The organism is Desulfatitalea tepidiphila (genome assembly GCF_001293685.1).
Classification (GTDB): domain Bacteria; phylum Desulfobacterota; class Desulfobacteria; order Desulfobacterales; family Desulfosarcinaceae; genus Desulfatitalea; species Desulfatitalea tepidiphila.
In genome coordinates this window covers 30405-52159 of sequence record NZ_BCAG01000006.1, presented here as the reverse complement: position 1 = coordinate 52159, position 21755 = coordinate 30405, and the positions used below count along the sequence as shown (strand labels likewise).

20 protein-coding genes are annotated in these 21755 nt (G+C 59.7%); all 20 read right to left on the bottom strand.

Going from position 1 to position 21755, the window contains the following annotated elements; all coding sequences use genetic code 11:
• Window positions 1-49: 49 nt before the first annotated feature.
• The gene (locus DFT_RS20115) at window positions 50-1078 is read right to left on the bottom strand and encodes a putative ABC transporter permease (RefSeq protein ID WP_011367012.1); all 1029 of its coding nucleotides are present in this window, start codon (window positions 1076-1078) and stop codon (window positions 50-52) included.
• Window positions 1075-4149, bottom strand: coding sequence for an efflux RND transporter permease subunit (locus tag DFT_RS20110; RefSeq protein WP_011367011.1), 3075 nt, complete (start codon window positions 4147-4149; stop codon window positions 1075-1077). The genes DFT_RS20115 and DFT_RS20110 overlap by 4 nt, the downstream gene beginning before the upstream one ends.
• Complete coding sequence (locus DFT_RS20105) at window positions 4146-4640, bottom strand: hypothetical protein (RefSeq protein WP_011367010.1); 495 nt, start codon at window positions 4638-4640, stop codon at window positions 4146-4148. The genes DFT_RS20110 and DFT_RS20105 overlap by 4 nt, the downstream gene beginning before the upstream one ends.
• Window positions 4630-5637, bottom strand: coding sequence for a patatin-like phospholipase family protein (locus DFT_RS20100; RefSeq protein ID WP_011367009.1), 1008 nt, complete (start codon window positions 5635-5637; stop codon window positions 4630-4632). Before DFT_RS20100 ends, DFT_RS20105 begins: the two co-directional genes overlap by 11 nt.
• Window positions 5624-6841: an efflux RND transporter periplasmic adaptor subunit gene (locus DFT_RS20095; RefSeq protein WP_011367008.1), complete on the bottom strand. Its 1218-nt coding sequence runs from the start codon at window positions 6839-6841 to the stop codon at window positions 5624-5626. Before DFT_RS20095 ends, DFT_RS20100 begins: the two co-directional genes overlap by 14 nt.
• The gene (locus DFT_RS20090; protein WP_011367007.1) at window positions 6838-8313 is read right to left on the bottom strand and encodes a TolC family protein; all 1476 of its coding nucleotides are present in this window, start codon (window positions 8311-8313) and stop codon (window positions 6838-6840) included. The genes DFT_RS20095 and DFT_RS20090 overlap by 4 nt, the downstream gene beginning before the upstream one ends.
• Window positions 8310-8930: a TetR/AcrR family transcriptional regulator gene (locus DFT_RS20085; RefSeq protein ID WP_011367006.1), complete on the bottom strand. Its 621-nt coding sequence runs from the start codon at window positions 8928-8930 to the stop codon at window positions 8310-8312. The genes DFT_RS20090 and DFT_RS20085 overlap by 4 nt, the downstream gene beginning before the upstream one ends.
• Before the next feature lie 148 nt (window positions 8931-9078).
• The gene (locus tag DFT_RS20080) at window positions 9079-9603 is read right to left on the bottom strand and encodes a gamma-glutamylcyclotransferase family protein (protein ID WP_011367005.1); all 525 of its coding nucleotides are present in this window, start codon (window positions 9601-9603) and stop codon (window positions 9079-9081) included.
• On the bottom strand, window positions 9600-10397 hold the full coding sequence (locus DFT_RS20075; RefSeq protein ID WP_011367004.1) for a glucosamine 6-phosphate synthetase: 798 nt from the start codon (window positions 10395-10397) through the stop codon (window positions 9600-9602). Before DFT_RS20075 ends, DFT_RS20080 begins: the two co-directional genes overlap by 4 nt.
• Complete coding sequence (locus DFT_RS20070) at window positions 10382-10903, bottom strand: DUF5049 domain-containing protein (RefSeq protein WP_011367003.1); 522 nt, start codon at window positions 10901-10903, stop codon at window positions 10382-10384. Before DFT_RS20070 ends, DFT_RS20075 begins: the two co-directional genes overlap by 16 nt.
• An 11-nt stretch (window positions 10904-10914) precedes the next feature.
• Window positions 10915-11871, bottom strand: coding sequence for an amidoligase family protein (locus DFT_RS20065; protein ID WP_028588142.1), 957 nt, complete (start codon window positions 11869-11871; stop codon window positions 10915-10917).
• Window positions 11872-12116: 245 nt separating this feature from the next.
• On the bottom strand, window positions 12117-12374 hold the full coding sequence (locus DFT_RS20060) for a hypothetical protein (protein WP_028588143.1): 258 nt from the start codon (window positions 12372-12374) through the stop codon (window positions 12117-12119).
• Between the two features lie 12 nt (window positions 12375-12386).
• A complete protein-coding gene (locus DFT_RS20055) occupies window positions 12387-15935 on the bottom strand; it encodes a DUF4815 domain-containing protein (protein ID WP_054033041.1) in 3549 nt (1182 codons plus the stop codon).
• 15 nt (window positions 15936-15950) lie between these two features.
• Window positions 15951-16484 carry a BW3TFN family phage tail fiber component gene (locus DFT_RS20050; protein ID WP_054033040.1) on the bottom strand — a complete coding sequence of 178 codons (534 nt, stop codon included), beginning with the start codon at window positions 16482-16484 and terminating at the stop codon, window positions 15951-15953.
• A gap of 12 nt (window positions 16485-16496) precedes the next feature.
• On the bottom strand, window positions 16497-16952 hold the full coding sequence (locus DFT_RS20045) for a hypothetical protein (protein WP_200907117.1): 456 nt from the start codon (window positions 16950-16952) through the stop codon (window positions 16497-16499).
• Window positions 16945-17076: a hypothetical protein gene (locus DFT_RS27050; RefSeq protein WP_268750702.1), complete on the bottom strand. Its 132-nt coding sequence runs from the start codon at window positions 17074-17076 to the stop codon at window positions 16945-16947. Before DFT_RS27050 ends, DFT_RS20045 begins: the two co-directional genes overlap by 8 nt.
• Before the next feature lie 4 nt (window positions 17077-17080).
• Window positions 17081-18070, bottom strand: coding sequence for a hypothetical protein (locus DFT_RS20040; RefSeq protein ID WP_054033038.1), 990 nt, complete (start codon window positions 18068-18070; stop codon window positions 17081-17083).
• A 10-nt stretch (window positions 18071-18080) separates the two neighbouring features.
• On the bottom strand, window positions 18081-18674 hold the full coding sequence (locus tag DFT_RS20035; RefSeq protein WP_054033037.1) for a hypothetical protein: 594 nt from the start codon (window positions 18672-18674) through the stop codon (window positions 18081-18083).
• Between the two features lie 10 nt (window positions 18675-18684).
• On the bottom strand, window positions 18685-20259 hold the full coding sequence (locus DFT_RS20030; protein WP_054033036.1) for a phage tail protein: 1575 nt from the start codon (window positions 20257-20259) through the stop codon (window positions 18685-18687).
• Entirely contained in the window at window positions 20259-21719 is a 1461-nt protein-coding gene (locus tag DFT_RS20025) for a baseplate J/gp47 family protein (RefSeq protein WP_200907116.1), read from the bottom strand. Before DFT_RS20025 ends, DFT_RS20030 begins: the two co-directional genes overlap by 1 nt.
• Between the last annotated feature and the right edge of the window lie 36 nt (window positions 21720-21755).

The following is a 21755-nucleotide window of genomic DNA, read 5'->3' as shown; positions in this document are numbered from 1 at the left end:
GTTGAACCGATATCGATCCCGGCAAAATAGAGACTTTCTGCATGGTTCTTCATCTTTTTTCATCTCCCGGTTCCGGATGAACGCAACGGGAGGCCGCCTCTGTGGGTTTGTCTTGTTTCTTCATGCTCAGATAGTCCCTTGCAGAGCAAAAGGTATCCACCAGAGAAACCACCAGCGATTCCATATGGCGCGGCGGTATAACAGTAAGCGGCCACATGTGTTTTTTAATAATATCCGCTTCTTTTTCGGTAAGACCGGTGATGCTGCGGGCGTTCTCAAGAGCGATAGTATGGTGCCGGAAACCGTGCAGCCTGGGTCCGTCATGCAGCCAGTCATAGTAGAAAAGATCGTGCAGCAACGCACCCCGGATAATCGCCCGGGTGTCAAGGGAAAGTCTTTTTCCCCAGCGAAAGCTCAGGCAGGCCACCTCCTCCACATGATCCAATCGGGTTTTCCCCCTGTGATGGTTATACTGCGCCAGTTTTGCAACCTCCGGCAGATCGAGAAGCGGCCTTGCCGTGTTGACGAATTCCGCCTCCATCAGAGTTTTCTCTTCCGGCGTCAGGCGGAGGAAACGCCCGGCTGCAACCGCCAGGAAATCCATCGACATGATTGAGATCGTTGCTCCGGCCACTATCCACTTGAAGACCGGTGAAAGCAGGACGAGCATGCTTTGATAGGGGGGCAAAACGGCATATTCAAAAGCGAAGGCCAGCAGTATCCAGTACAGGGAGAATTTTAGACAGATGTGCCCCCTGTAATTAAATCTTTGGTCCGAATAGTCCCACAGACGGATCTGGAAAAAGTATTGAGCAACCAATCCGGAGCCGAATTCGAGTCCGGTTGTGATTATGAAATAAGCGAAGGCCTTGGTTCCCCAATTGGATTCCTGCAGCAATGAAACCGCTGCCATAAGCATCACTGCGCCGGCACCGTAAAGGATGAGATACGGCCCCTTCAGGAGGCCGGGATTGACGAACCGCTTGTCACGCACGGAACGATAGGAGACCTCCAGCATCCATCCAAGAATGGAAAAAAAGGAGAAAGAAAAGAAGAAGTTTACAACATCGGCCGTCATTTTGCTTTACCCCGGTGAACCAGCGAATACATTAGCGGCACCAGAATCAATGTCACAAGGCCGCTGACCGACAGTCCCCCAATGACCGTGATGCCCAGTGCATTCCATATTTCAGAGCCTTCCCCTCTGGAAAGGGCTAATGGGACCATGCCGAATATGGTGGTCAAACTCGTCATGAGCACCGGCCTCAGGCGTGTTTTTCCGCCCGTGACCACCGCTTCGTTTAGCGTCATCCCACCTGCTCTCAGTTGCTTGGTATAATCCACGAGCACAATGGCGTTCTTTACAACAATGCCCATGAGCATGATTACCCCGATGAAGCTCATCAGGTTGAGCGGAGTGGCCGTGGCAACGAAGGCCCATATCACTCCGGCGAAGGCGAAAGGAACCGAAAACATGATGATGAATGGATCAACGAAATCCTCGAACTCCCCTGCCATGACCATGTAGACAAGGACTATTCCCAGAATCAAAAGGAGGGTCAGGTCGCGGAACGCTTTTCGCTGTTCCTCCACCTCCCCGCCCCATTCGATGGAAACGCCGGGAGGCAGGTCAAGAGAGGCCATCTTTTCTCGAACATCCCGTACCACATCCCCCAGAACCCTGCCCTGGACGCCCGCCTGAACCTTTGTGACGCGGGTCCTGTTTTTCCGGTCGATCTCCACGGGCCCAAAGGTTTCCCGAACAGACGCGACGTTCCGGAGCTTAATGGTCTGACCGGTCAGGGTGGTGATGGGGGTTTCCCCGATTTCACGAATCGTTTCCCGCTGGTCTTTTTTCAGTCGCAACTCGATGTCGAAGTCGTCACCCGCCTCCCGGAACTTCGTATCATCGAATCCATAGTAGTTGGTCCTCAATGCGTCGGCGACAAGCGCCACATTCAATCCCAGGGATGCCGCCTTATCCCGGTCAAGACAAATCCGCACTTCCGGCCGTGGTCTCTTTCTGCTGACAGAGACATCCACTGCGCCGGGTGTGGTTTCCACGATGCGCTGGATCTTTGCGGCGGCTTTGTCGGTCGTCTCGATATCATGGCCCAGAATATCGATGCTGATAGGCCGGCCGCCTCCCAGGAACGCCTTTTGGATGACGCTTACGGCGCTGGCGGAAAAATTCTCAACGCCCGGCAGTTTTATGACCTGCTCACGAAGCTCCGAAGCGACCTCCTTGGCATGGCGACTCCGTTCTTTTTTATCAATGAGACGCCCTCCGATGCGACCGATGCCGGTTCCCTCTTCAAAACCGAGGGCTGTTAAAAATCCTTTCTTGGTCTGACCTGCCAGGGCATAGGAGGCTTCCATTTCCGGAATGGCGTTCACCGCGTTGAGCATTTCTTCCGTGGTTCCGGCCGTGACCTCCACTCGGGTGCCCTGCGCCATCTCCAGGACCACCTCCACTTCCCCCGAATCCACTTCGGGGAAAAATTCCGTACCGACCAAAGGAATCAGTGCCAGACTGCCGATAAATACAATAACTATAAGTGAAAGCAAAATGTTACGGTGCCTTAGTCCCCATCCCAGGACGTGAGAATAACCGGCTTCGATTCCATTCAGCAAACGCTCGCTCCATACAAATACCGGATTGAGCTTTCTTTGATCCCGTGAACGGAGCAAACGGGAAGCAGCCATGGGGGTCAACGTCAATGAAATGAAAAGCGAGGCCAGAATCGTAATCAAGATCATGAACGCCAACTGACCAAAGATGATGCCGGCGATCCCTTTCACTAAGAGAAGAGGGGCGAAGACAGCTACAATGGTCAATGTTGACGCGGCTACCGCCATACCCACTTCGGATGTTCCCTCCACGGCGGCCAACTGCGGAGGCTTGCCATCGTCCACATGCCGCACGATGTTTTCAAGTACGACGATGGCATCGTCCACCACCATTCCCACAGCAATGGCAAGACTCATCATGGAAATGACGTTGATGGTATAATCCATGACGAAGAGGCCGATAAAGGCGACGATAATCGAAAAAGGAATTGCCATTGAGACGACCAGGCTGGTGCGAAACCGCCGGAGAAACAGGAAACAGACGACAATGACCAAAAGGCCTCCGACGACGGCGGCTTCGGTCAAACTATTGATCATCGCATAAATGTGATCTGAGTTATCCAGAATCCCGTGGATTTCGATATCCGCCGGCACTTCGGTCTTCAGTGTCTTGAGGCGATCTTTTATGGCTTCGATCACGTTGACGGTGTTGGTCCCGGACTGCTTCTGAATAATCAAGGCAATCGCAGGAAGCTTGCCGGAACGCGCCCACTCCTGCGGCTCCTCAAAGGCATCGGTGACCGTGGCCACGTCTCTGAGCCGCACAAGCGCGTCGCCGTTGCTTCCGATCACCGTATTTGCGATTTCCGCTGCATCCCGATAGCGCCCCGCCACTCTGATCTGGAGTTCATTCCTCCCGATCTTGACGGTGCCCACCGGAAGGTTCAGGTTTTCAGCGGCGAGAACATTTCTGATCTGCTGGACGGAAATGTGATAAGCATCTATTGCTTCGCGGTCGAAATGCACATTGATCTGTCTTTCCTGACCGCCGATATAGACGACAGCGCCCACGCCGGGCACACGCTTCAACGGATCGGCGATCTGCTTGTCCACAATTCTGTAAAGATCGGGACTGCTTTCTTCCGCCGTCACCGTCATGATGAGCACCGGCACCATGGAACTGCTGAACTTGAAGATAAAGGGGTCTTCCGCTCCATCGGCAAGGTCCGGCTTGGCAAGATCGATCTTCTCCCGGATATCGTTGACCGCAACATCCAGGTCGGTGCCCCAGTTGAATATGCAATTGACGATGGCGATGTTGTCTTTGGACTTTGACTCCAGCCGGTCGAGATTCGGTGTGGTGGAAAGCTGGTCTTCCAGGTACTTGGTCACCTCCGACTCAACATCCGTGGCGGAAGCCCCCGGATAGGGTGTGATGACACTCACGGCCGGAGGTTCAATATCCGGCAACAAGTCGAGGTTGAGCCTGAAAAAAGCCACGCAACCCAGCAATGTAATGGCAGCGAAAACCATAACGGTCGTGACCGGCCTGCGGACGGATATCTCCGGTAATTTCATTTCTGTTCCCCTTGCTTGTCGTCACCGTCAGCTTCAAAAAAGTCGACTTCCGTCTTAAGGTCCCGAAGGCATTTGCTTTGCTCGTGCGAACATATCCTGGCCCAGGCAATAACGCTGATCCAACCTGCTGCGACAAGAGAAAGGATAGCGGCGGTTTTTCCAGGAAAATGGGTTGTGATGGCCCAGATTGCCAGTGCCCCAGATGTGATTCCAACAATCAGCCAGACGAATAGATGGCAAGTGCACGGATCACGATCAGGGACCGGAGGAGAGAACCAAATCCGTTCCCCGATCTCAGTCCGTTCGAATTCTGCGTCATCAAGGTTTGTTTCAATTATCCTGTTCTTGAACTTGACAACGACAATCTTCCTTTCGGGCCGTCCACTGAATGATTCCATTCTTTTTTTCTCGATCACTTCTCCTTTGACCCTCAGAGAACGCAGACGATCAACGAGGCGTTTTTCTTGTAACTGACAAATATTAATTCCCATCTTCCGTCCTCCCCGGTAAAAAACCTCCTGGCAAATCTCTTTTGGCGGCACACTTCCATCTTTCTTTGAGCTGCACCATGGCTTCTCGGTACCCCTCGGCAATGGCCTCCTCGGCCCGATGGAATTCGAGAAAACGAACATCCCCCAGCTTCGGCCGAATCAGCAGATCGGGCGGATCGGTTGCCAATCTTGTTGCGGTGATCTGCACTTCCATAATATTGATTGCAGTCGTCAACACATCAAAGATATTTGGCACGGGGTCCCTTTGCAGCCACTGGCGCACTTGCGATAACGCGGGCGAACCGAATTCGCTGAGCCTGTTGGTCAGATCCTGCGCGATTCTCCATTCTGCGGGCTGGGGCTGAACAACCATACCTGCCACCGATGAATCAACCGGAGCGATGCCGGCGGTACTCCTTTTGTCGATAATGTCATGGTTCAAATCAACAGCGATGACGTAATCCGCTCCCATTTTCCTGACAGCGCTCACCGGCACGGGGTTGACCAGCCCTCCATCCACCAGAAAGCCGCCGTTTTTCCTGACCGGCGTGAAAATGCCCGGAACCGAGATGCTCGCGCGGATTGCCTCTATGAGGTCCCCTTTGTTCAACACGACCTCACGACCCGTGGCCAGGTCGGTGGCAACCGCGCAATAGCGGAGAGGTAATTCTTCAATGTTCATTTCTCGAACATGAGAACGAAAGAAATCGCTGATCTTCTTTCCATCAATGAGTCCCGACCTCGGAAAAGTTACATCCAGGAAGGAAACAATCTGTTTCCAGTCGAGCTGACGGGCAAAATTTTCCAGCACATCCATTTTGCCAAGGGCACATGCGGCCCCTACCAACGAACCAATGCTGGTGCCGGCGACGTACCTGATTTCTATTCCTGCCTCAGCTAGTGCCTGCAATACACCGATATGAGACCATCCCCGTGCGGAGCCGCTACCCAGAGCCAGGCCGATATTTTTCGGAAAACCTGAGCTATCGTCCGACATGTTCACCGCCGTTCTTCTTGAAAAGTTGTCCCCCAGAGTTATCCGTCCCATTCTTGTTCAAAATATCTTGCACGCTTACCTCCATGCCTGACTGTAAACGTCCCGCTCCGCTGGTGACCACTTTGTCATTCTCAACCAAGCCGCCCATCACTTCGGCAAATTGGTCATCCATGGCCCTAATTTCGACCGTTCGCTTATGGGCCTTATTTCCTTCCACCACAAAAACGTAATAGGTGCCGCTGCCGGGGAGGCGTTGCAAGGTTTCACGGGGAACGGCAAGGGACCTTCTTTTCTCTGCCGAAAGCTTCACCCTGGCATACATTCCGTCCACCAACTTCCCGGACGGATTCGGCACCTCGATTCTCATGCGGAAAGTACGCGTCTTTCGGTCCACCAATGGATTGATAACGGTTACTTTCCCTGAATACTCATGTCCCGGGAAGGCGTCTGTCGTGATCAGCGCAACAGTTCCAACGACAATCCGGCCAATGTCTGCTTCCGGCAAATCGACATCCAGGTTCAGAGATGTTTGGTCCACGATTAGCAGAAGTCGGCCGCCGGGAGCGACCGCCTGACCGATTTCCACATTTCTCTCCACGACAGCGCCGCCGATAGGCGATCGGATATCTGCATCCTTGAGATGTTCCAGCGCTGTCTCCAAGGCGGCCTTTGCCTGGTCCCTCTGTGCTCGGGCGTAGAACACCGCTTCCTTGGCGCTTTTAAAGGCCGCTTCTGATGCATCAAAGCGACTTTGCGGAATCACTTTTTCCTTCAGCAGTTCGATTGCGCGTCGGTATTCTTTCTCGGCCTGTTCAAAATGGGCTTCAGCCTGCGGAACTGCTGCTTCCGCAGCTGCTAGCGCCGCCCGGGCCTGCTTGACGCCGAGATCATAGTTTGTTCTGTCCAGTTTTATAACGACCTCACCGGCATTGACGCGCTCACCGATATCAACCAGAACCCGGCTCACCGTTCCTGCCACCTTGGGGCTTAGCGGACTCGTGTCTCGGGCTTTCAAGGTGCCGACGGCGCTGATTTCATCAGCGAATTCGTGCGGGACAACAGATGCGATTGTGACAGGCAACGCCTTGCCCGCCGCGTTCGGATCTTCATCTTTTTGCCATTGCTTCCTGGAAACTTGGACAGCCAAGAACGCAATAACAGCAGCCGCAATAGCAATGGATATATAGACTCCTCTTCGTCTCATTCGGCAGACTCCTTTTCCTTGATATCAGGCGGCTCTATCACCATTACGCCCACCGCTCGATGAAGGGCGGCAAGGGCAACGTTGTAATCAAAAAGAGCCTGTGTGTGATTCGCTTCAGCTCGACTTAAGGCCGTACGAACGTCCAGCACGTCGGTATTTGTGCCTTCTCCTGCCCGGTAGCTGGCTCTTGCCAGGCGGTAAGCCTCCCTGGCTGTCTTCAGTGCACTCTCAGCCGCATCGATATTCTTTTCTGCTTTTCCGAGGTCCAGGAAGGCTTGGCGCACTTCAAGACGAATGCGATCTGTCGTTTTATCTCGCTGGATTTTTACCTGAGCCCGTTGCGATCCCGCCTCTCTGACCTTGGCAGCGGTTTTCCCCCAATTCCAGAGGGGAAACTGCGCCCCTATTCCAACCGTCCAATGCTCTCCGCCTTCCAGATCCCGAAAATCGCCTTCCATATATTCGTAACGCCCTTCCAGGGCAATGGTAGGCAGGTATTCTCCCCTGGCCGCTTTAAGCGCCTGCTCCGCAGCTGCCATTTTGGAATCCATTGCAGACAGTTCGGGACGTTGCGAAAGGGCCAACTCGGTGAGAGACGAAAGATCCGCCCCCGGCCCGGGCGACCGCACCAAGGCTTCCGTCAAACGGACTGATTCTTCAAGGGGCATGCTCAGCAAGTTCTTAAGTGCAGAATATGCCAGGTCGACGGCGTTGTCAGCGCCATTCAGATCTTTGCGGGCATTGGCAAGTTCCGTTCGGGTGCGAAGCAGGTCAATTTCCGGATTCGCCCCTTTCTCCACCAGAATCGCCACGTCATGTTCATGCACATTGAGAAGATCGACGGCCTCCACGGCAACACCTTGAAACGCTTCGGCCAACTGTGCGGTCCGATAAGCGCGTGTAACCTGGAAAACGACTTCCTCTTCAACGGCCCTGTTCTCTTGAGCTTGAGCGTCTCGTGAATACTGGGATGCCTTGCGCGCCGCATTCAATCGCCCTCCCGTGAAAATGGGCTGCCGGATGACGAGCCCCGCCTTGTATTGATCACGATCCATGAAGGTCAATGATTGCGGTCCCATTGCAAAACTCAACTCCTCGTCCAGTCGTGTATAGGAAGCCTCCGCCCCCAAAAATGGGAGCATAGCCGATCTGGCCTGAGTTATCTTTGTATTGGCTTGAGTCAGGGCTTCCCGTGTAAGGCGGATATCGTAATTCTGTTGCAACGCTATTTTCAGGCAATCGCTTAACGAAAGGTGTATATTGCCATCCTTTTCGAGCTTGCGAAGCTCCTCAACGGGAGCAGAGGGACGATTGCCTTCTATTTCCGGCGATTTTTCGGCGATTGCATCGGAATGGCCGTGCAACGGCTCGGCGGCAGCGCTAATAGAAATACAACCCGCTGTCAGCAGCAATCCACCTCCCACCAGAAGCATAACCATGGTGCGAGCTGTTATCCTTAAGGCTTTTTTCATTCGGCCATCACCCCTTTGAGAAACATGTCACTGATCACCGGGGCATTCGCCTTGTATGAATGCCGTTCCGGATCTTCCAGCCAACAGAAGAGAAAAGCGTTGGTGATTCCCTCCAGGGCCACGGCCATATAGTAGGGGTTCAGATCGCGAAGCACGTTTTTGCGAATACCTTTTTCCAGTGTCGAAGCCAGTTGCTCTACCAGTTCGTCATAAAGCTTGCGAATGTCCTGATCGAGACCGGCCTTGATGTTGAAACTCGCACCCCGCGTTTCAGCAAAATAGAGCCGCAACGTGGCAACGTCATCGGCAAAGATCCCCGCTTTAGCGGAAATGTAGTCTTTGAGAATAGTCAGGACGTCACCTTCCCTCGAAAGGACTCCGCTCAGGGTATGATGATATTCCGCTGCCTTTTCCATCATGAGGGCCTTGTAGAGGTGCTCCTTGTTCTTGAAGAATTTGTAAAGCGTTCCGATGGCAAACTCTGCTCTTTCTGCAATCTCGTGCATGGATACGTTGTGGTATCCTTTCTTCGAGAAAAGCTCGAGTGCAGCGGCAAGCATCTGCCGACGATGTCTGCGTTTTTCTCTTTCCCGACGTGGGAGCTTCTCATCTTGCATTGCCTGACCTCCGTTTCCTTGGCAGCATAGAACATTTAAAAACGTGACGGCATGTTCATTTTATGACGTTATATTCTAACCAATACGCGCGTTGGCTCCTTGTGTCAAGCGGAAAACCAATAATCCGGATAAGGCCGCAAAGATCGGTTCACGGGCGTAACCACTGGCCACTGGCGACTCTTTCCGCGTAAGGCGGGCATGGAATCCAATAGGTCCAGGCTGGAATCGAGGTGCGACCGCATAGCACCGCCACCATCACCCGCTGGTACATGCTGTGCCCGCCGGGCCGGAAGCCTTCCAGCCGGTCGATGGGCGGCAGGTCGCGTTGCGGGTCGGTGAAGGTCACCAGCTCTCCGTGGATCAGATTCCAGTCGCCGGTCGGGCGTCCGAAGCACGGCGTGCCGATCTCCTGCTGTCTGCGGGCGTCGGCCAATGGATCAACACTGCCCCGGGCCAGGATCAGGCCTTCCGGCACCTCGATGGCCGGGAACCCGGCGTGGAGATGGTAGAGCCTGCCCCAGACCACGGCCTGTTCGATGCTGCGGGCCTGGGCGCAGAAGCGCTGATGGTTCCAATAGCCCCGTTTCAGGGTGCCGTAGACGAAGAGCCGGAGGATGGTCTCGGGACTGTCTTCCGGATTTGTGTTCAGCTTTGATGGTTCTCCAATGTTCATGCATTCACTCCTTCGGGCAGTGTCCCTTTGCGCTCCTGGGGTATGAAGCGGAATTCGCTGTTTTCGATGGCCCGCACATCCTTGTGGCGGATGGTGAGCATGGTCATGGGCGGCACCTCCAGCTCGCGCCAGCCCGGATCAAAGTCCACGGCAAAGTCGATGAAGGCTGGCTCCGAGGCGTAGAGCACCACCCGGTGCTGGCGGTGGATGCGCAGGCAGAGCGGTTTGTTGCCCTTGAGCACGGTGATGGTGCCGGGGTCGAGCCGCGAGGCCAGCACGGCGCTCATCTGGCCGCGACAGAGGGCGAGCGCCTTCTTCAGGCCCTCCTGGTCGATGGGGCCTTCGGGCGCGAAGCGGTCGGCCAGGCGGAAGATCAGCTCGCTGTCCACTTCGGCGAAGCGCGGCAGCCCGAGACGGCGGAACAGATAATCGGCGTTGTAGATGGTGCCGTTGTGGGTACCGATGACGATCCCGGCCCGGATGGGATGGTTGTTGCGGTTGTTGAACTCGTTGCCCCGGGTGCGCCAGCGGGTGTGGCCCATGAGGATGGTGGTCTCGTTGTCGACCTGCCCGAGCAGCTCCTGGAACGGCTTCTCGTAGACCAGTTCGTGCGCCCGCATCGGCCGCTTGAAGATCCGGTGGCTGCCGTCGATCTTGAGCCAGGCCAGACCGGAGGCGTGCGGGCCGCGCTCCTCGCTGTGCAGCAGCATGCGGATGAAGACCTCGCGCAGGTAATCCTGCTCGTCCGGCCGTCTGCGCTTGCGGCCGAAGATGATGCCTACTTGTCCGCACATGGAGCCGGGTCCTCCTTGCCGCCGAAGTTCTTGCCGAGCGGTCTTGTCCCATCGAGGACGAAGGCCGCGTACTCGCGCCGGTGGCCCGTCAGCCACTCGGCCACCTCTGGGTAGCCCATCTCGGCGGTCAGCCGGGTCACCTCCAGGTGGTCGAGCATGTTGGTGCGCCCGGAGAGCCGCACCGTTTCCAGGGCTTCGAGGAATCGTTCCGGCCAGGGATCGCTGGCCTTGTCGTCGGGCAGGAACTCGATCAGGCCGTGCCGCGCCAGGCGGGTGAGAAACTCGGCGGCCGCAGCGGCGGCGTCCTCCGGCAACGGCTGGGTCGGACCGCCTTCGATGCCGGAGAGCACCTCGGTCATGTAGTCCCGGGGCGCTCGGCTGGCGGTAAACGGCGTCTGGCCGCGCATCAACTCGACAACTTCGAGGCAGTCGGCGGCCTGCAGGGTTTCCCCGCTGCCGGGGATCGGTTCGCCGGAAAGCCGGGTGGAGCGGATCAGAATTTTCATGGAGCCCCTCCTTAAACAGTGAGGCCGGGAACTTGCCCGGCCTCGTTGGTGTGAGTGGTGGTTTCGTCCGGAAGGACCTCCTCCGGTTTAGGCCGTCCGTTCTTGAAGGCGGCGTCGCCGGGCATGTTGGCCATCAGATGCTTGCGGGCGGTCTTAAACTCGTCGCCGATCAGGCCGAGGTGGAGCAGGAAGACTCGAAAGTCGTACTTGGCGCTCTGGGGATCGAAGTCCCGCTTGCGGCTGGAGGCGGCCCGACCGTTGAGCGCCTTGGCGGCGACGGCGAGGCAGAACTGCAGGTAGGCCTTGATCCGTCCCGCGTGGAGGGTCGCCTCGAACCAGCGGAACTCCACCGTGCCCCGGTACCAGATGTTGTGCAGGTTGACCCCGTGGTAGCGGCTGTTGTCGTAGTGCTGGGGCTGGCGGTTGTGATAGCCGTACCAGATGCGGTTGAGCTGGTCCTTGGTGCGGGGGCGATGCTGTTCGATGCGCTGGATCAGCTCGTCGCTCACCGGCCGCGTGTAGCGGTTGAGCCGGTCGCGGCTGATGCCGAGGGCGTGGAGGATCAGCGGCTCCTGCTTGTAGATGATCTTGGCCAGGTTACCCAGGTGCCTGCCGTCGAAGGGCGCGGCGTCGATATGGATGTGGATGCCGCACTGGCTGTTGATCTTGCCTCCGGCGCGGCGGATGGCCCGGACCGCCTCCTGCAGTTGCGGGATGTCGTCGTAGCCGAGCACCGGGCTGACCACCTCGGCCCGCAGATGGGCCGGGACGCTGGTCAGGGAGGCGTCCCCCACCACCTTCCAGACGCGGCCGCGCAGGTCCTCGACCTCCCAGGGGTCATAGCTGCTGGGGATGCCGACATGGCGGACCGTGCCGCCCACCACCGAGTGGATGGCCCAGGCGATCTGTTCCCGGGTGCGTTTTACGGTCTCGATCTCGATCCCGTAGTGGATCTCTTTCAGGTTCATGCGTGCCTCCGTCGTTCGTGGCGCTTCTAAGTCGTTGTCAGGCAAGGCTTTTTAGCCTCCGCTTACACCATGAATGCTTCTTTCCGGACACAAATCAAGTAGAAGAACAGCCGAAGCCGACATTTAACACGTTTATTTTCAATGACTTGCGAACTAGGCCGGATTGGGCGGCGCACAGGCGGCAGAAACCCCGGAACGGGCTGGCCGTATCCGGGGTTTCTGGGTTGGCGGTGGCAGTGAGCCGGTCAGCCGGAGGCGGTATCAGCGGTGATCAGGCTGGCGTGCAGCTCGAGGTTGCGCGACTCGTCGGCCCGCATCCGCGCCAGCAGCGCCGTGAAGGCCTCCGCTTCGTCGGCCGGGAGCTTTGATGCCCGTTCCAGCCGCGCCAGGCGCTGGTGCAGGTTTTCGAGCAGGCCCAGGGCATGGTCGCGGATCAGCCCGTCGCGCTTCTCCTGCGGCGAGGGAATGAACTCGGTCAGGCCGCCTTTGCGTCGAACGATCATGGCCGTGCCTCCTTAGCTCAGGGTCGCGCCCAGCGAATGGATGCGCGGGTAGATCAGCGGCGTGCCGGTCATCTCGGCTTTGTAGCGCACCTTGTTGCCGGTGTTGTCGGTGAAGGTGCGCACCAGGGTGTACTCGGTCCAGTTCTCGTCGATGGGCCGGGTGTCCTGGATGGTCATCGCCTCCCAGGTCAGGCCGCCGTCGTTGCTGGCGAACCATTGCAGGGTGGTGCCACTGGGGATCTGCATCTGCACATAGGCTTTGGTCGATTCCACACCCTGGGTCAGCTCGTTCTCGCGGGTCAGGTAGGCCCCGGTGGTCTTGTTGAGGTAGCCCACCAGGTTGACGTCGCGAAAGTTGATGGCCGGAGTGTCGTTGGAAAGCGAGCTGCTCAGGCGCACGCGGATCTGGACCCGGGTGGCGAGGTTGGGCAGCCGTTCCTCCTCGGCGGGAACCATGGCGTCCCAGGTCACGCCGCCGTCGGTGGAGTATTCCCAGTCGAGACCGGTACCCTGGGGGATGGCCGAGTATTCGTCGAGGTTGATGTCGGAGAACTGCACGCCGGTGATCGGCTGAAAGCGAATCATCCCCTCGGACTGGAAGTTGTAGCCGTAGATCTTCATCGCCAGGTCGGAGCCGTTGAGCGGCGTCCAGGTCTCGGCGTTGGAGCTCTCCAGCAGCACGCCTTCCATATAGGTCTGCCGGGTGATGATGCCCCAGCGGCCCATCTTGCCCAGGGTGGCGGTGCGCACCTTGTAATTGGTGCTGTTGGTCAGCAGCACCACGGAATAGCTGGTGTTGGCCTCGGCGTAGAACGGGTCGTCGAAGCGAATGCGGGTCTCGCCGCTCAGGCTGATCTCGTTCGGGGCCAGCACTTTCTCGGCGAACACCACGCCGTTGGGCAGACCGGTGGTGACGCCGCGAATCTGCACCGTGACCGGAATGCTCGGGTCCCTGGCGGTGAACTGCAGTCCGATGCTGGAAATCACCTGGTTTTGGGTGAAGCTGAAAGTCTGGGCCAGCGGATCGCGGGGCACGAAGATGGTCTGGGTGCGCCAGACCACCTGCACCACGGGCACGCGGATGATGCGGTTCTCGATGATGCGCTCGATGCGGGTGATGACCAGCGGATCGTTGATCTGCAGGCTGGCCCGGGCCGAGTAGACGCCGTCGGCCATCTCCACGATGCGGTTGCCGTTGCGGGCGTTGGTCGGAATGGTGAAGGAGGCGCTGACCCGACCGGCCTCGTCGCTGATCAGGTTGCTGGCCATCACCTGGCCGTCGCAGCGCAGCACGATGCCGGACTTGCTCGGGGTGAAGTTGATACCGGTGACGGCGATGCCGGTCTGGCCGCGCCGCCCGAGGTTGGGCGTGATCTGCAGCATGGCCGGAGGCTTGTCGAACACGGCGTAGGGGTTGATGTTGCGCTCTTCGGACCAGTCGTTCTGTTCTACCAGCACGGTCTCGTTGCCCGGCAGCAGCGCCAGGCTGCCGAAGAAGCTGGCGTTGCTGCCCGCCTGATCGACCGAGAGCGCGTTGGAGTGCGGAATGCGGTCCGGCGCGACGAAGCGGGCGATCTCGTTCACCCGGGCGTCCCATTCGGCGTGGTAAATGTCCGACTGGGCGGTGTTCGAGAAGTCGTCCGAGTAGATGCCTTTCTTGGTCTGGGCGTCCCGGTTCTGCAGCTCATTGTTTATCTGGTACTGGGCATCGTTGTACTTCAGGTCCTCGACGTCCTGGATGATGTCGTGGATCTGGTCCATGGTGATGCGGGTCAGGCCGAAGTTGCGGATCTCCATGTCGGTGGAGTTGGGCGGGCAGTCGATGCTGCACAGCCCCAGGGCGTTTTCCGGGACGATGGGCAGCTTCGGAAAATCCGCCGGAGCCCCTTCCAGCCGCTTGATCTCGGTGGTGGTGGCGTAAACGATGTCGCGGCGGCCGAGGTAATAGTCATAATCCAGGCTGCAGTTGGAGCCGTTCACCGGCTGGTCGCCGAGGCTGCCACGCCCGAAGTTGATCACGTTGAGATTGCCCAGCTCGAGCTGGACCGGGGACATGGTGAGTCCGGCCGTGTTGGTAGCCGGAGGCGAAGCGGTGCCGATCTCCTCGACGCCGTCGTCGACGTAGGAGAGCGCCTCGCTGCCCAGCTCCATCAGGCGCTTGTAGTCGGTGCGTGCGCCGTTGGTAGCGGCCCGGTAGACGCGATAGCCGGTCGCGCCGCTGACCGGCAGCCAGGAGAGTTTGTTCATCTCCCCGGCTGCGGTGGCCCGGGCGATGACCGCAGCGGCGTTGAAGGCCGTCTCGCCGGTGGCGTTGTAAGCGGTCACCAGATAGAAGTAGTTTCCGGCCGCCGGATGGTTGGCCTGGCCGAACCAGCCGCTGTCCACATAGTCGGTACCCTTGACCATCTGCTTGGTGTAGGTCCAGCGCACCGTGTAGGTGGTGCCGATGGCCGGTTCGTTGCCGGAGCCGAGCCAGTCGACATGGTTGCCCGACTGCTGCCAGTCCACGCCCTCTTGGAAGATGGTCGCTCCCTGGCTGACCTCGAGGATGTCTACCACGGGATTGGGATCGAGCAGGTCTTCGCCGCCGCCCACCGAGCCGCGAGTGACGTTGCGGGTAATCTCGACGATGGCCTCCACCTGGGTCGTCTCCTTGAGCGGCGTGGAGTTAACCGGATAGCGGCGCTTGTTGATGTCGAAGGTCTTCTGCTCGCCGCGCACCGACTTGGTGGCGATGGATTTGGGCACCAGGGTCGAGGTGGGCAGGTCGCGCTGATGCCGGAAGCCCTGGATGTAGGCGCGTCCGGCGTTGGTGATCGCCTCTACGCTGTCGTCGTCGACGCCGCCGATAAAGGTGTCGAAGCCCCGCACCAGGTAGCTTCCGGCCTGGTCGAAGGTGCGCTCGGCGAGATTCTGAATCAGGGAATTGAGCCCCTCTGCGGCGGCGAATGAGAGCTGATCCTCGGTGATCGAGGAGACGGTGATCCGGCTGCCCGGCAGCGTGCCCAGCAGATCCCGCAGGTAGAGGTTGGACTTCTCCTGCACCGTGGGCGTGACGTCGCCGCTCTCGCGGTCGAACTTGTAGATCGGGATCACCCGGCGCTCGGCCACGTTGTTGGGCAGCGTCTGGCCGCTGGTATCCGTCGCCTTGAGAGAGAGAACCCATTTTTCCCGCTCTGCGGTGGGCTCGCCGGTGGCCGGATTGATCAGGGCCGGGTCCTGGGTGTAGCCGTAGTTGTACTTCAGCAGCTCCACGTAAACGTAATCGGCCCCGCTGGTGGTGGCCGGATCATAGGTCAGGGTCGCGCCGCTCACCTGTTCCAGATGGCCGTCGATGTAGACCACGCCCGGGGCCATGGTCAGGACGTTGGCGGCCGCGCTGACCTCGAGGCCCATGATGATGGAGCCTTCCTTGAACAGGATGTCGGCGATCTTGCGCCGCTCCAGGTTGATGATGTCCTGCTGCTCGTTGAGTTCGGAATCCAGCAGGTCGCGATCCTGATGGTAGCGGATGCGCTTGTAGTTCTTGGTCGGGTCGAATGTCTCGCGTGAGATGCTCATGTTTGAATCCTCCAGTTAGATCTTGATGATCCCGACCAGCTCCACGCGGGTGTCGGAAATCTTGTTGAAGTCGGGAATGTTCTTCACCTCGTACAGGTAGCCCGGACGCAGCAACTCGCCGGTCGGGTTGGTGTCCTGATGGAACACGCCTCCCATGGCGAGATCCCCGGTGACGCTTTGCACGTACTGCACGTCGCCGCCGAAGAAGCCGTATTCGCGGATGGTGATGCCGTTGGCCTCTGCCTCGTCGAAGCGGAAGAAAATGCCGATGGTGTTGGTCTCCTCGCCGGTTTCGAGGTAGCGCACGCCGTTGACCAGCAGCGCCCCTTCGGCGTCCTCCTTGAGGAAAGTCCGCTTGTAGTAGCGCTTGCGGGCGCGTTCGTTTCTGAGCCCGGTCTGACCGATGTCCGGCGCGGGCGGATTCTGCGGGTCGCTGAAGCTGGCATCCCCGTCGCCGATGGCGCAGTGGGTGATGCCGTCCACGGCCTGGCCGAGGAGGAGTTTGGCCGTCAGTATCCGGCCGGTTTTGACGATGAGTCCCAGTGCCATTGCTGTTCTCCTTTAGGTCTGAATTTCGTGGTCTTGATCGATGAGCACCGCGAACAGGATCTGGCGCGTGTCGGCCAGCAGCCCGGCCGGGATCGCGATGCGCTGAACGGTGTCGGAGCGGCTGATGTGTGCGCCGGATGTCCGGACGCTGGTGTCGATACTCCGCAGCCAGGGGCGCGTCACCCGCACCGCCGCGTCAACATCGACGCCCAGACGGCCATGGACGACGAGCCACAGGTCGGCGCTCCGGTTCAGGCGGTTGTTCACGCGAAGCGCGAGGTCGGATCGACGTTCGAGCCGATGGGCGACCCGCATTGCGCTGTCGGCCCGAACCATCACCGTGCGCCTGGCCGGTGCCCCGGAAAACAGCTCGAAAAGCGCTCCGGGTTGCGCCGCTCCAATGGCGAGCAGTTCCGGCCGCCGTGTGCCTCTGCGGGTGGTGATGGATGCCAGTTGTCCCTTATGCACGGCCACGGCGAATCCTCCCGCTGAGCTTGAGCGCCTGGCCCCGGTTCATGGACATAAGCGTTTCCGGACGACGCTGGCCGGTGATCGTGCTGATGGGTTTGAGCTTTCCGCTATGCGTTGCCATGGGGTTATTCCTTCACCGCGCACCAGCCGCCGGTGGTCAGGTTGAACACGCGGTAGCTGTCCGTTCCGATTTGAATGGTGTCTTCCGAGGCGACGTTGCCGCCGCCCACGGAGAAGATCTCGATGAGTTCGCCGCGCAGTTCCTGGTAGGCAGCGGAACCGGACATCGAGGCGAGCCAGGGAAAAAGGATGGTGGTGCCGTAGCGCATCTCCGGATCGGTTTCGCCCTGGAGACCGCCGTTGGCCGCGCCGCAGCGGCCCTGCTGGCCGGAGGCGGAAGTCCAGCCGTCGAACTTGTTCACGGCGTAGAAGGTGCCCGGCGCGTTGTAGTAACTGTTTATGACCGGCTGCGGGTCCTCGCCGATCTTTGCCCCCGAGGCGTAATCCCGAACGAGGGCCTCCACAGTAATGGTGTTCGGCGTGGCTGCGGTGTCGATGGCGCTCACCCGCACGCGTTCGATGCCCGCGTCGTCCTTGATCACATAGTCTTGTCCGGGTGTGACTACGGTGGCGTCGTTGACCTGAAGCACCACGCCGCTTCCGGAGGTGACCGCCGCCTGCGTGAGCGCGATGGCCCCGGACCAGAAGCGTTTCAGCAAGCCGCTGTAATGGCCGTAGTAGGTAGAGACGAGCTTGGTCACCACGAAAACGTGATCCAGGTCGGCGAACAGCCAGAAGATGAAGTCGGCGCTGTCCTCCACCCGCAGGTAGGTGTAACTGGTGTGCGAAGCCTCGTTGACGCCGGTGTGGGTGGCCGCGTCCCAATACTGGAATGCGGCGACGTGAATCCGCCCGGAGGTGGTGCTGATACGGAACTGCAGATAGACGTCCTCGGCCCCGGATTCCCCGTGAGACTTGAAAACGAAATACGGCTGCGGGTCGGCCGACTGGTCGTCATGCAGTGTCCAGCCGATGGTGGTCACCAGAAAGGTCCGCAGTTGATTGAGCAGGTCGAGCCGACCGTGGGCGAGTCCTTGAATGCTGTGGTATGCCATGGCGGCCTCCTTAGAGAATTGGGTTTTCCGTGCCGGTCAGGCGCAGCTTGATGTCGAGTTTGTTTTGCACCGGCGTGCCCGGGAGCACGGTGCAGCGCCGCCAGAAAGACAGCGTCTGCTGGAAGGCCTTGTCGCCGAGATTCAGCGGTGCGCCCTGGGTGGCGGTGTCGAGTCCGGCCTGGGTCAGGGATAGTCGGTACCAGACCGATTCGTCGGTGCCGGTTTCGTCGATGGGATCGAGCACCAGCCCGGTGTAGTCGTAGCCGGAATAGACAGTCGTCCCGGCGTCGTGCGCGGTCGGAGCGGTGTTGGCCACGCCCCGCTGAACGATGAGATTGACGGTTCGGCCGCCGCTTTCGACGAGCATCTGCTCGCCGTCGATGATGATGAGTTCGCCGTCGGCAAAGCGCGGTTCGGCCAGCGCGATGGCGGTCTGCGCCGCGTCGATGGCCGAGGCAAGGCCAGTCTGCTCGTTGGCGACGTAGAGTTGCCGATCCTTGATCTCGCCGTCGGTGCCGTTGTAGCTCTCGGCCTCGGGACGGCTGAAATCCCCCTCGGAAATCTGCTGGGTCAGCGCTTCGTCAAGATAGAGGTGAATTGCCATGGGTTCTCCTTCAGGTGGGCCACTGGGTGGCGCGATAGTTATTAGTGGCGGCCTCGAACCCGGCCTGCGTGGGCGCGTGCAGGTCCTGCTGACGGAACAGCCAGCGGTAGGACGGCCGCGACCAGCGGAATCCGGCCTGGTTGAGGCGCATGCGGCTGACGCGCATGGGGCGGGTCCGATCCACGGAAAGGCGCAGGCCGGTGGTGTTGAGCGGGCTTGCGCCCAGCTTCATGGTCTCGACCCGATGGCGCTGGAGAGAGCCCGTGTCCACGTAGACTTCAAGCGAGGCCCGTTCGCCGGTCAGATTCGCATTGCTCAGATACCGGGTGTTCAGGGTGTTCGCGTTGAGCCGGAACACAGGCCCTCTCCGCCGCCATCGGTCGATCCGGTCGACGGCCAAAGTGACGTCCGCGTCGCAGCCAGCGGTGGAGGCGAGCAGCAGATTGCTGATGCCGCCCTGGTTGGCGGTGAGGTCGAGACCTTCGTTGAGCCTGGCGCGGCCAAGCTGGAAGCAGAGGCGGTGCCGGGATTCCAGGGGCAGACGCAGGTCGTACTTGGCTTCCGCCCGTTCGACCGGTTCCGCCTGCGTGTCGAAAAAGAAGTCCTTCTGCCGAAAGCAGTAGCGCAGCTCGGTCTCGCCATGGGTCAGCGATTTGCGGTTGAGATGGCTCTCGCCCAGCCCGAAGCCGCTTTCCAGCACATCGCCTTCGAAATCGCGGCCGGTGTAGATGGGCGTGCAGAAGGAAACCCGGTCCTCCCCGATACGGGTGTACGGCAACCGCCAGTCGTTGAGGGCCTTGTGGTTCAGACGCACCCGGTTCTGGCGGCCGTGAAAACGGGAGACCTTCACGGCGGCCCGGTCGATCTCCGGGATCATCTCCGTGGTGCTGGTGAGCTGCAGCAGCTCCCAGGCCCTCTGCTTGTTGGTCAGGTGACGACATGAACCGAGCGAGGATCGTCCGAGGACGAAGGTTTCGTCGGGAAACGCCAGCACGATCCGGCGCACGGCGTTGGTATGCCCGAAATCGAGCATCGCGCCGCCTTCGATCCATTCCAGGAGGAACTGGAGCCAAAAACAGCGCGTGCCCGCCGGGTGGTGAAACACCAGGGCGTCGCGCAGCCCTTCGGTCTGGTTGAGGCACAGCACACGAAACACGCCGAGGCTGAACACCAGCCCGGGCAGCTTGGCGCTGCTGAGTCGGGAACGGGCATTGAGACGCAGAGCCGAGCGGAAGGTCTCCTGCAGTTCTCCCTGCCAACCGAGCGCGTCAAAGTCGCGTTCGATGGCCGGGATGGTGCCCTTGCGGCGATAGATTTCGACCGCCTCCCACACGCGGCGGCGCTGACAGTCCGGCGAACAGGTGCCGTCCACTTCGAGGCCGACCAGTCTCGCCAGCAGCGGCAGAAAGCGTTCGTCGCAATGATCGACGTCGAAGATGGTCGGGAAGTCGTCGATAGCCTGCTTGAGCTCGTCGAGCGTTCCGGCGGGAAGGCTCAGAAAGGTGCGCAGGTCACCGGCCTCGTCGTTGTGCTCGTAAAGCGGCGGCAGCAGGCCGAGCAGATTGTCCTTGAACCAATCCGACATCAACCGGCCCTCCGCAGATCGAGGTTGACGCTGCCGAGAACCGGGATTTCGCCGTGGCGCAGCAGGATGTCCTGCCTGGGCGCGTAGAGATGCATGTGGCTGACGCCACGCACGCCATCGATCAGGGCCACCAGGTCGGAGAAGTGAATGGTCTGGCCGAAAGAGACTTGGTCGAAGGAAAAGAAATCGGAGAGCGCGGCTTCGATGCGGCTACGCACGTTTTCCAGCGGTTCACCGGGCCAGACGTAGACCTCGGCGTCGATGGAAACGGGGCGGTAGATCGGATCGAACAGGTTGATCTCGACCGTGATGACCTTGCGGCGTTCGAGAAACTCCGCGAGGTCCCGCTTGAGCAGCGCCGAGGGCATTCCGCCGCCGTTGGGGGCGATGGCCAGTTGGACGTTGTAATAGCGAATGTTCTGGCAGGCATTGGTGTCGAGCACCTTGGCCTTGGCGACGCCGGGGTAACCTTCGGCGAGCGCCTGGTAATCCTCCAGGGTGACGGCCTTCCAGAGACTGCGCAGCTCTGCCGGTGCCTGTCTGCGGGCGTGTTCGAGGGCTTCCCGCGAAGCGCCGCCAGTGGCGGGAACAGGATTGGTGACGGTCAGGGAGACCTGGCCGCCGTCGAGGTAGACCGGGCTCAGCAGTTGGGTGATCCGATTCGGACCGAGATTGCCCTGGTCTCCGATGGTCTGCAGATAGCTGACGGTGATGGCGCTTCCCTGAGCGGGTACAGCGCCGCTTTGCCCGTCGCCGAAAATCAGGGTAGAGATGTCGAGGGCGTCCAGGTCGGCCATGAAATGACGGCTGTCGGCCAGGCTGTCCTGGAAATGATCGACCTCGCTCCAGGCGTCGTCCCCCACCGTAACGGTGATGGTGCCCTGGGCGATGGCGTCGCCGGTCAGGCGGATGCGCTGGAATGGCAGCCCCGTCGATGTGAAGGTCTCGGTGCGGCGCACGCCTTGACGGGCCGGGATGTCTACCGAGAGCACGCCTCGCGGGATCAGGCCGTCCTCGACTGTCTCGAAATCCGCCTCGCCGTCATTCAGCAAGGCGCGGCAGGCCGTACCCGCCGGAATGGTCAAATCCTTGCCAAGCGGAGCGGAGAGCCGAAAACGCAGCGTGGTGGTGGAGGCCACCGGCGAATCCAGCCGGTAGCCGATGAGCTTGCAGAGGTTGATGACGTTCTGCCGCTGGCGGGCCGTGGGCAGGAAGGCCTCCGCCGCCTGGGCGTCCAGGTAGTAGGCCAGCATGTCGCCCACGCCGCAGAACAGATCGAGCAGGACGACGCCGAGATCGGAGTGGTTGAAATCGGTCCAGCGGTCGGTGAGCTGCGGGATCTTCGCCAACAGCTCCTGGCGGATCGATTCGTAATCCTTGTTGATATATCCGATGCTTGCGCGGCCCATGGTCTCTCCGGTTTTCGGCGGGTATGCGAGAGCGCCTGATGCTCTCGCCACGCCGGTTACTTACCGGAAGGGGCCTGGATGTGTCGG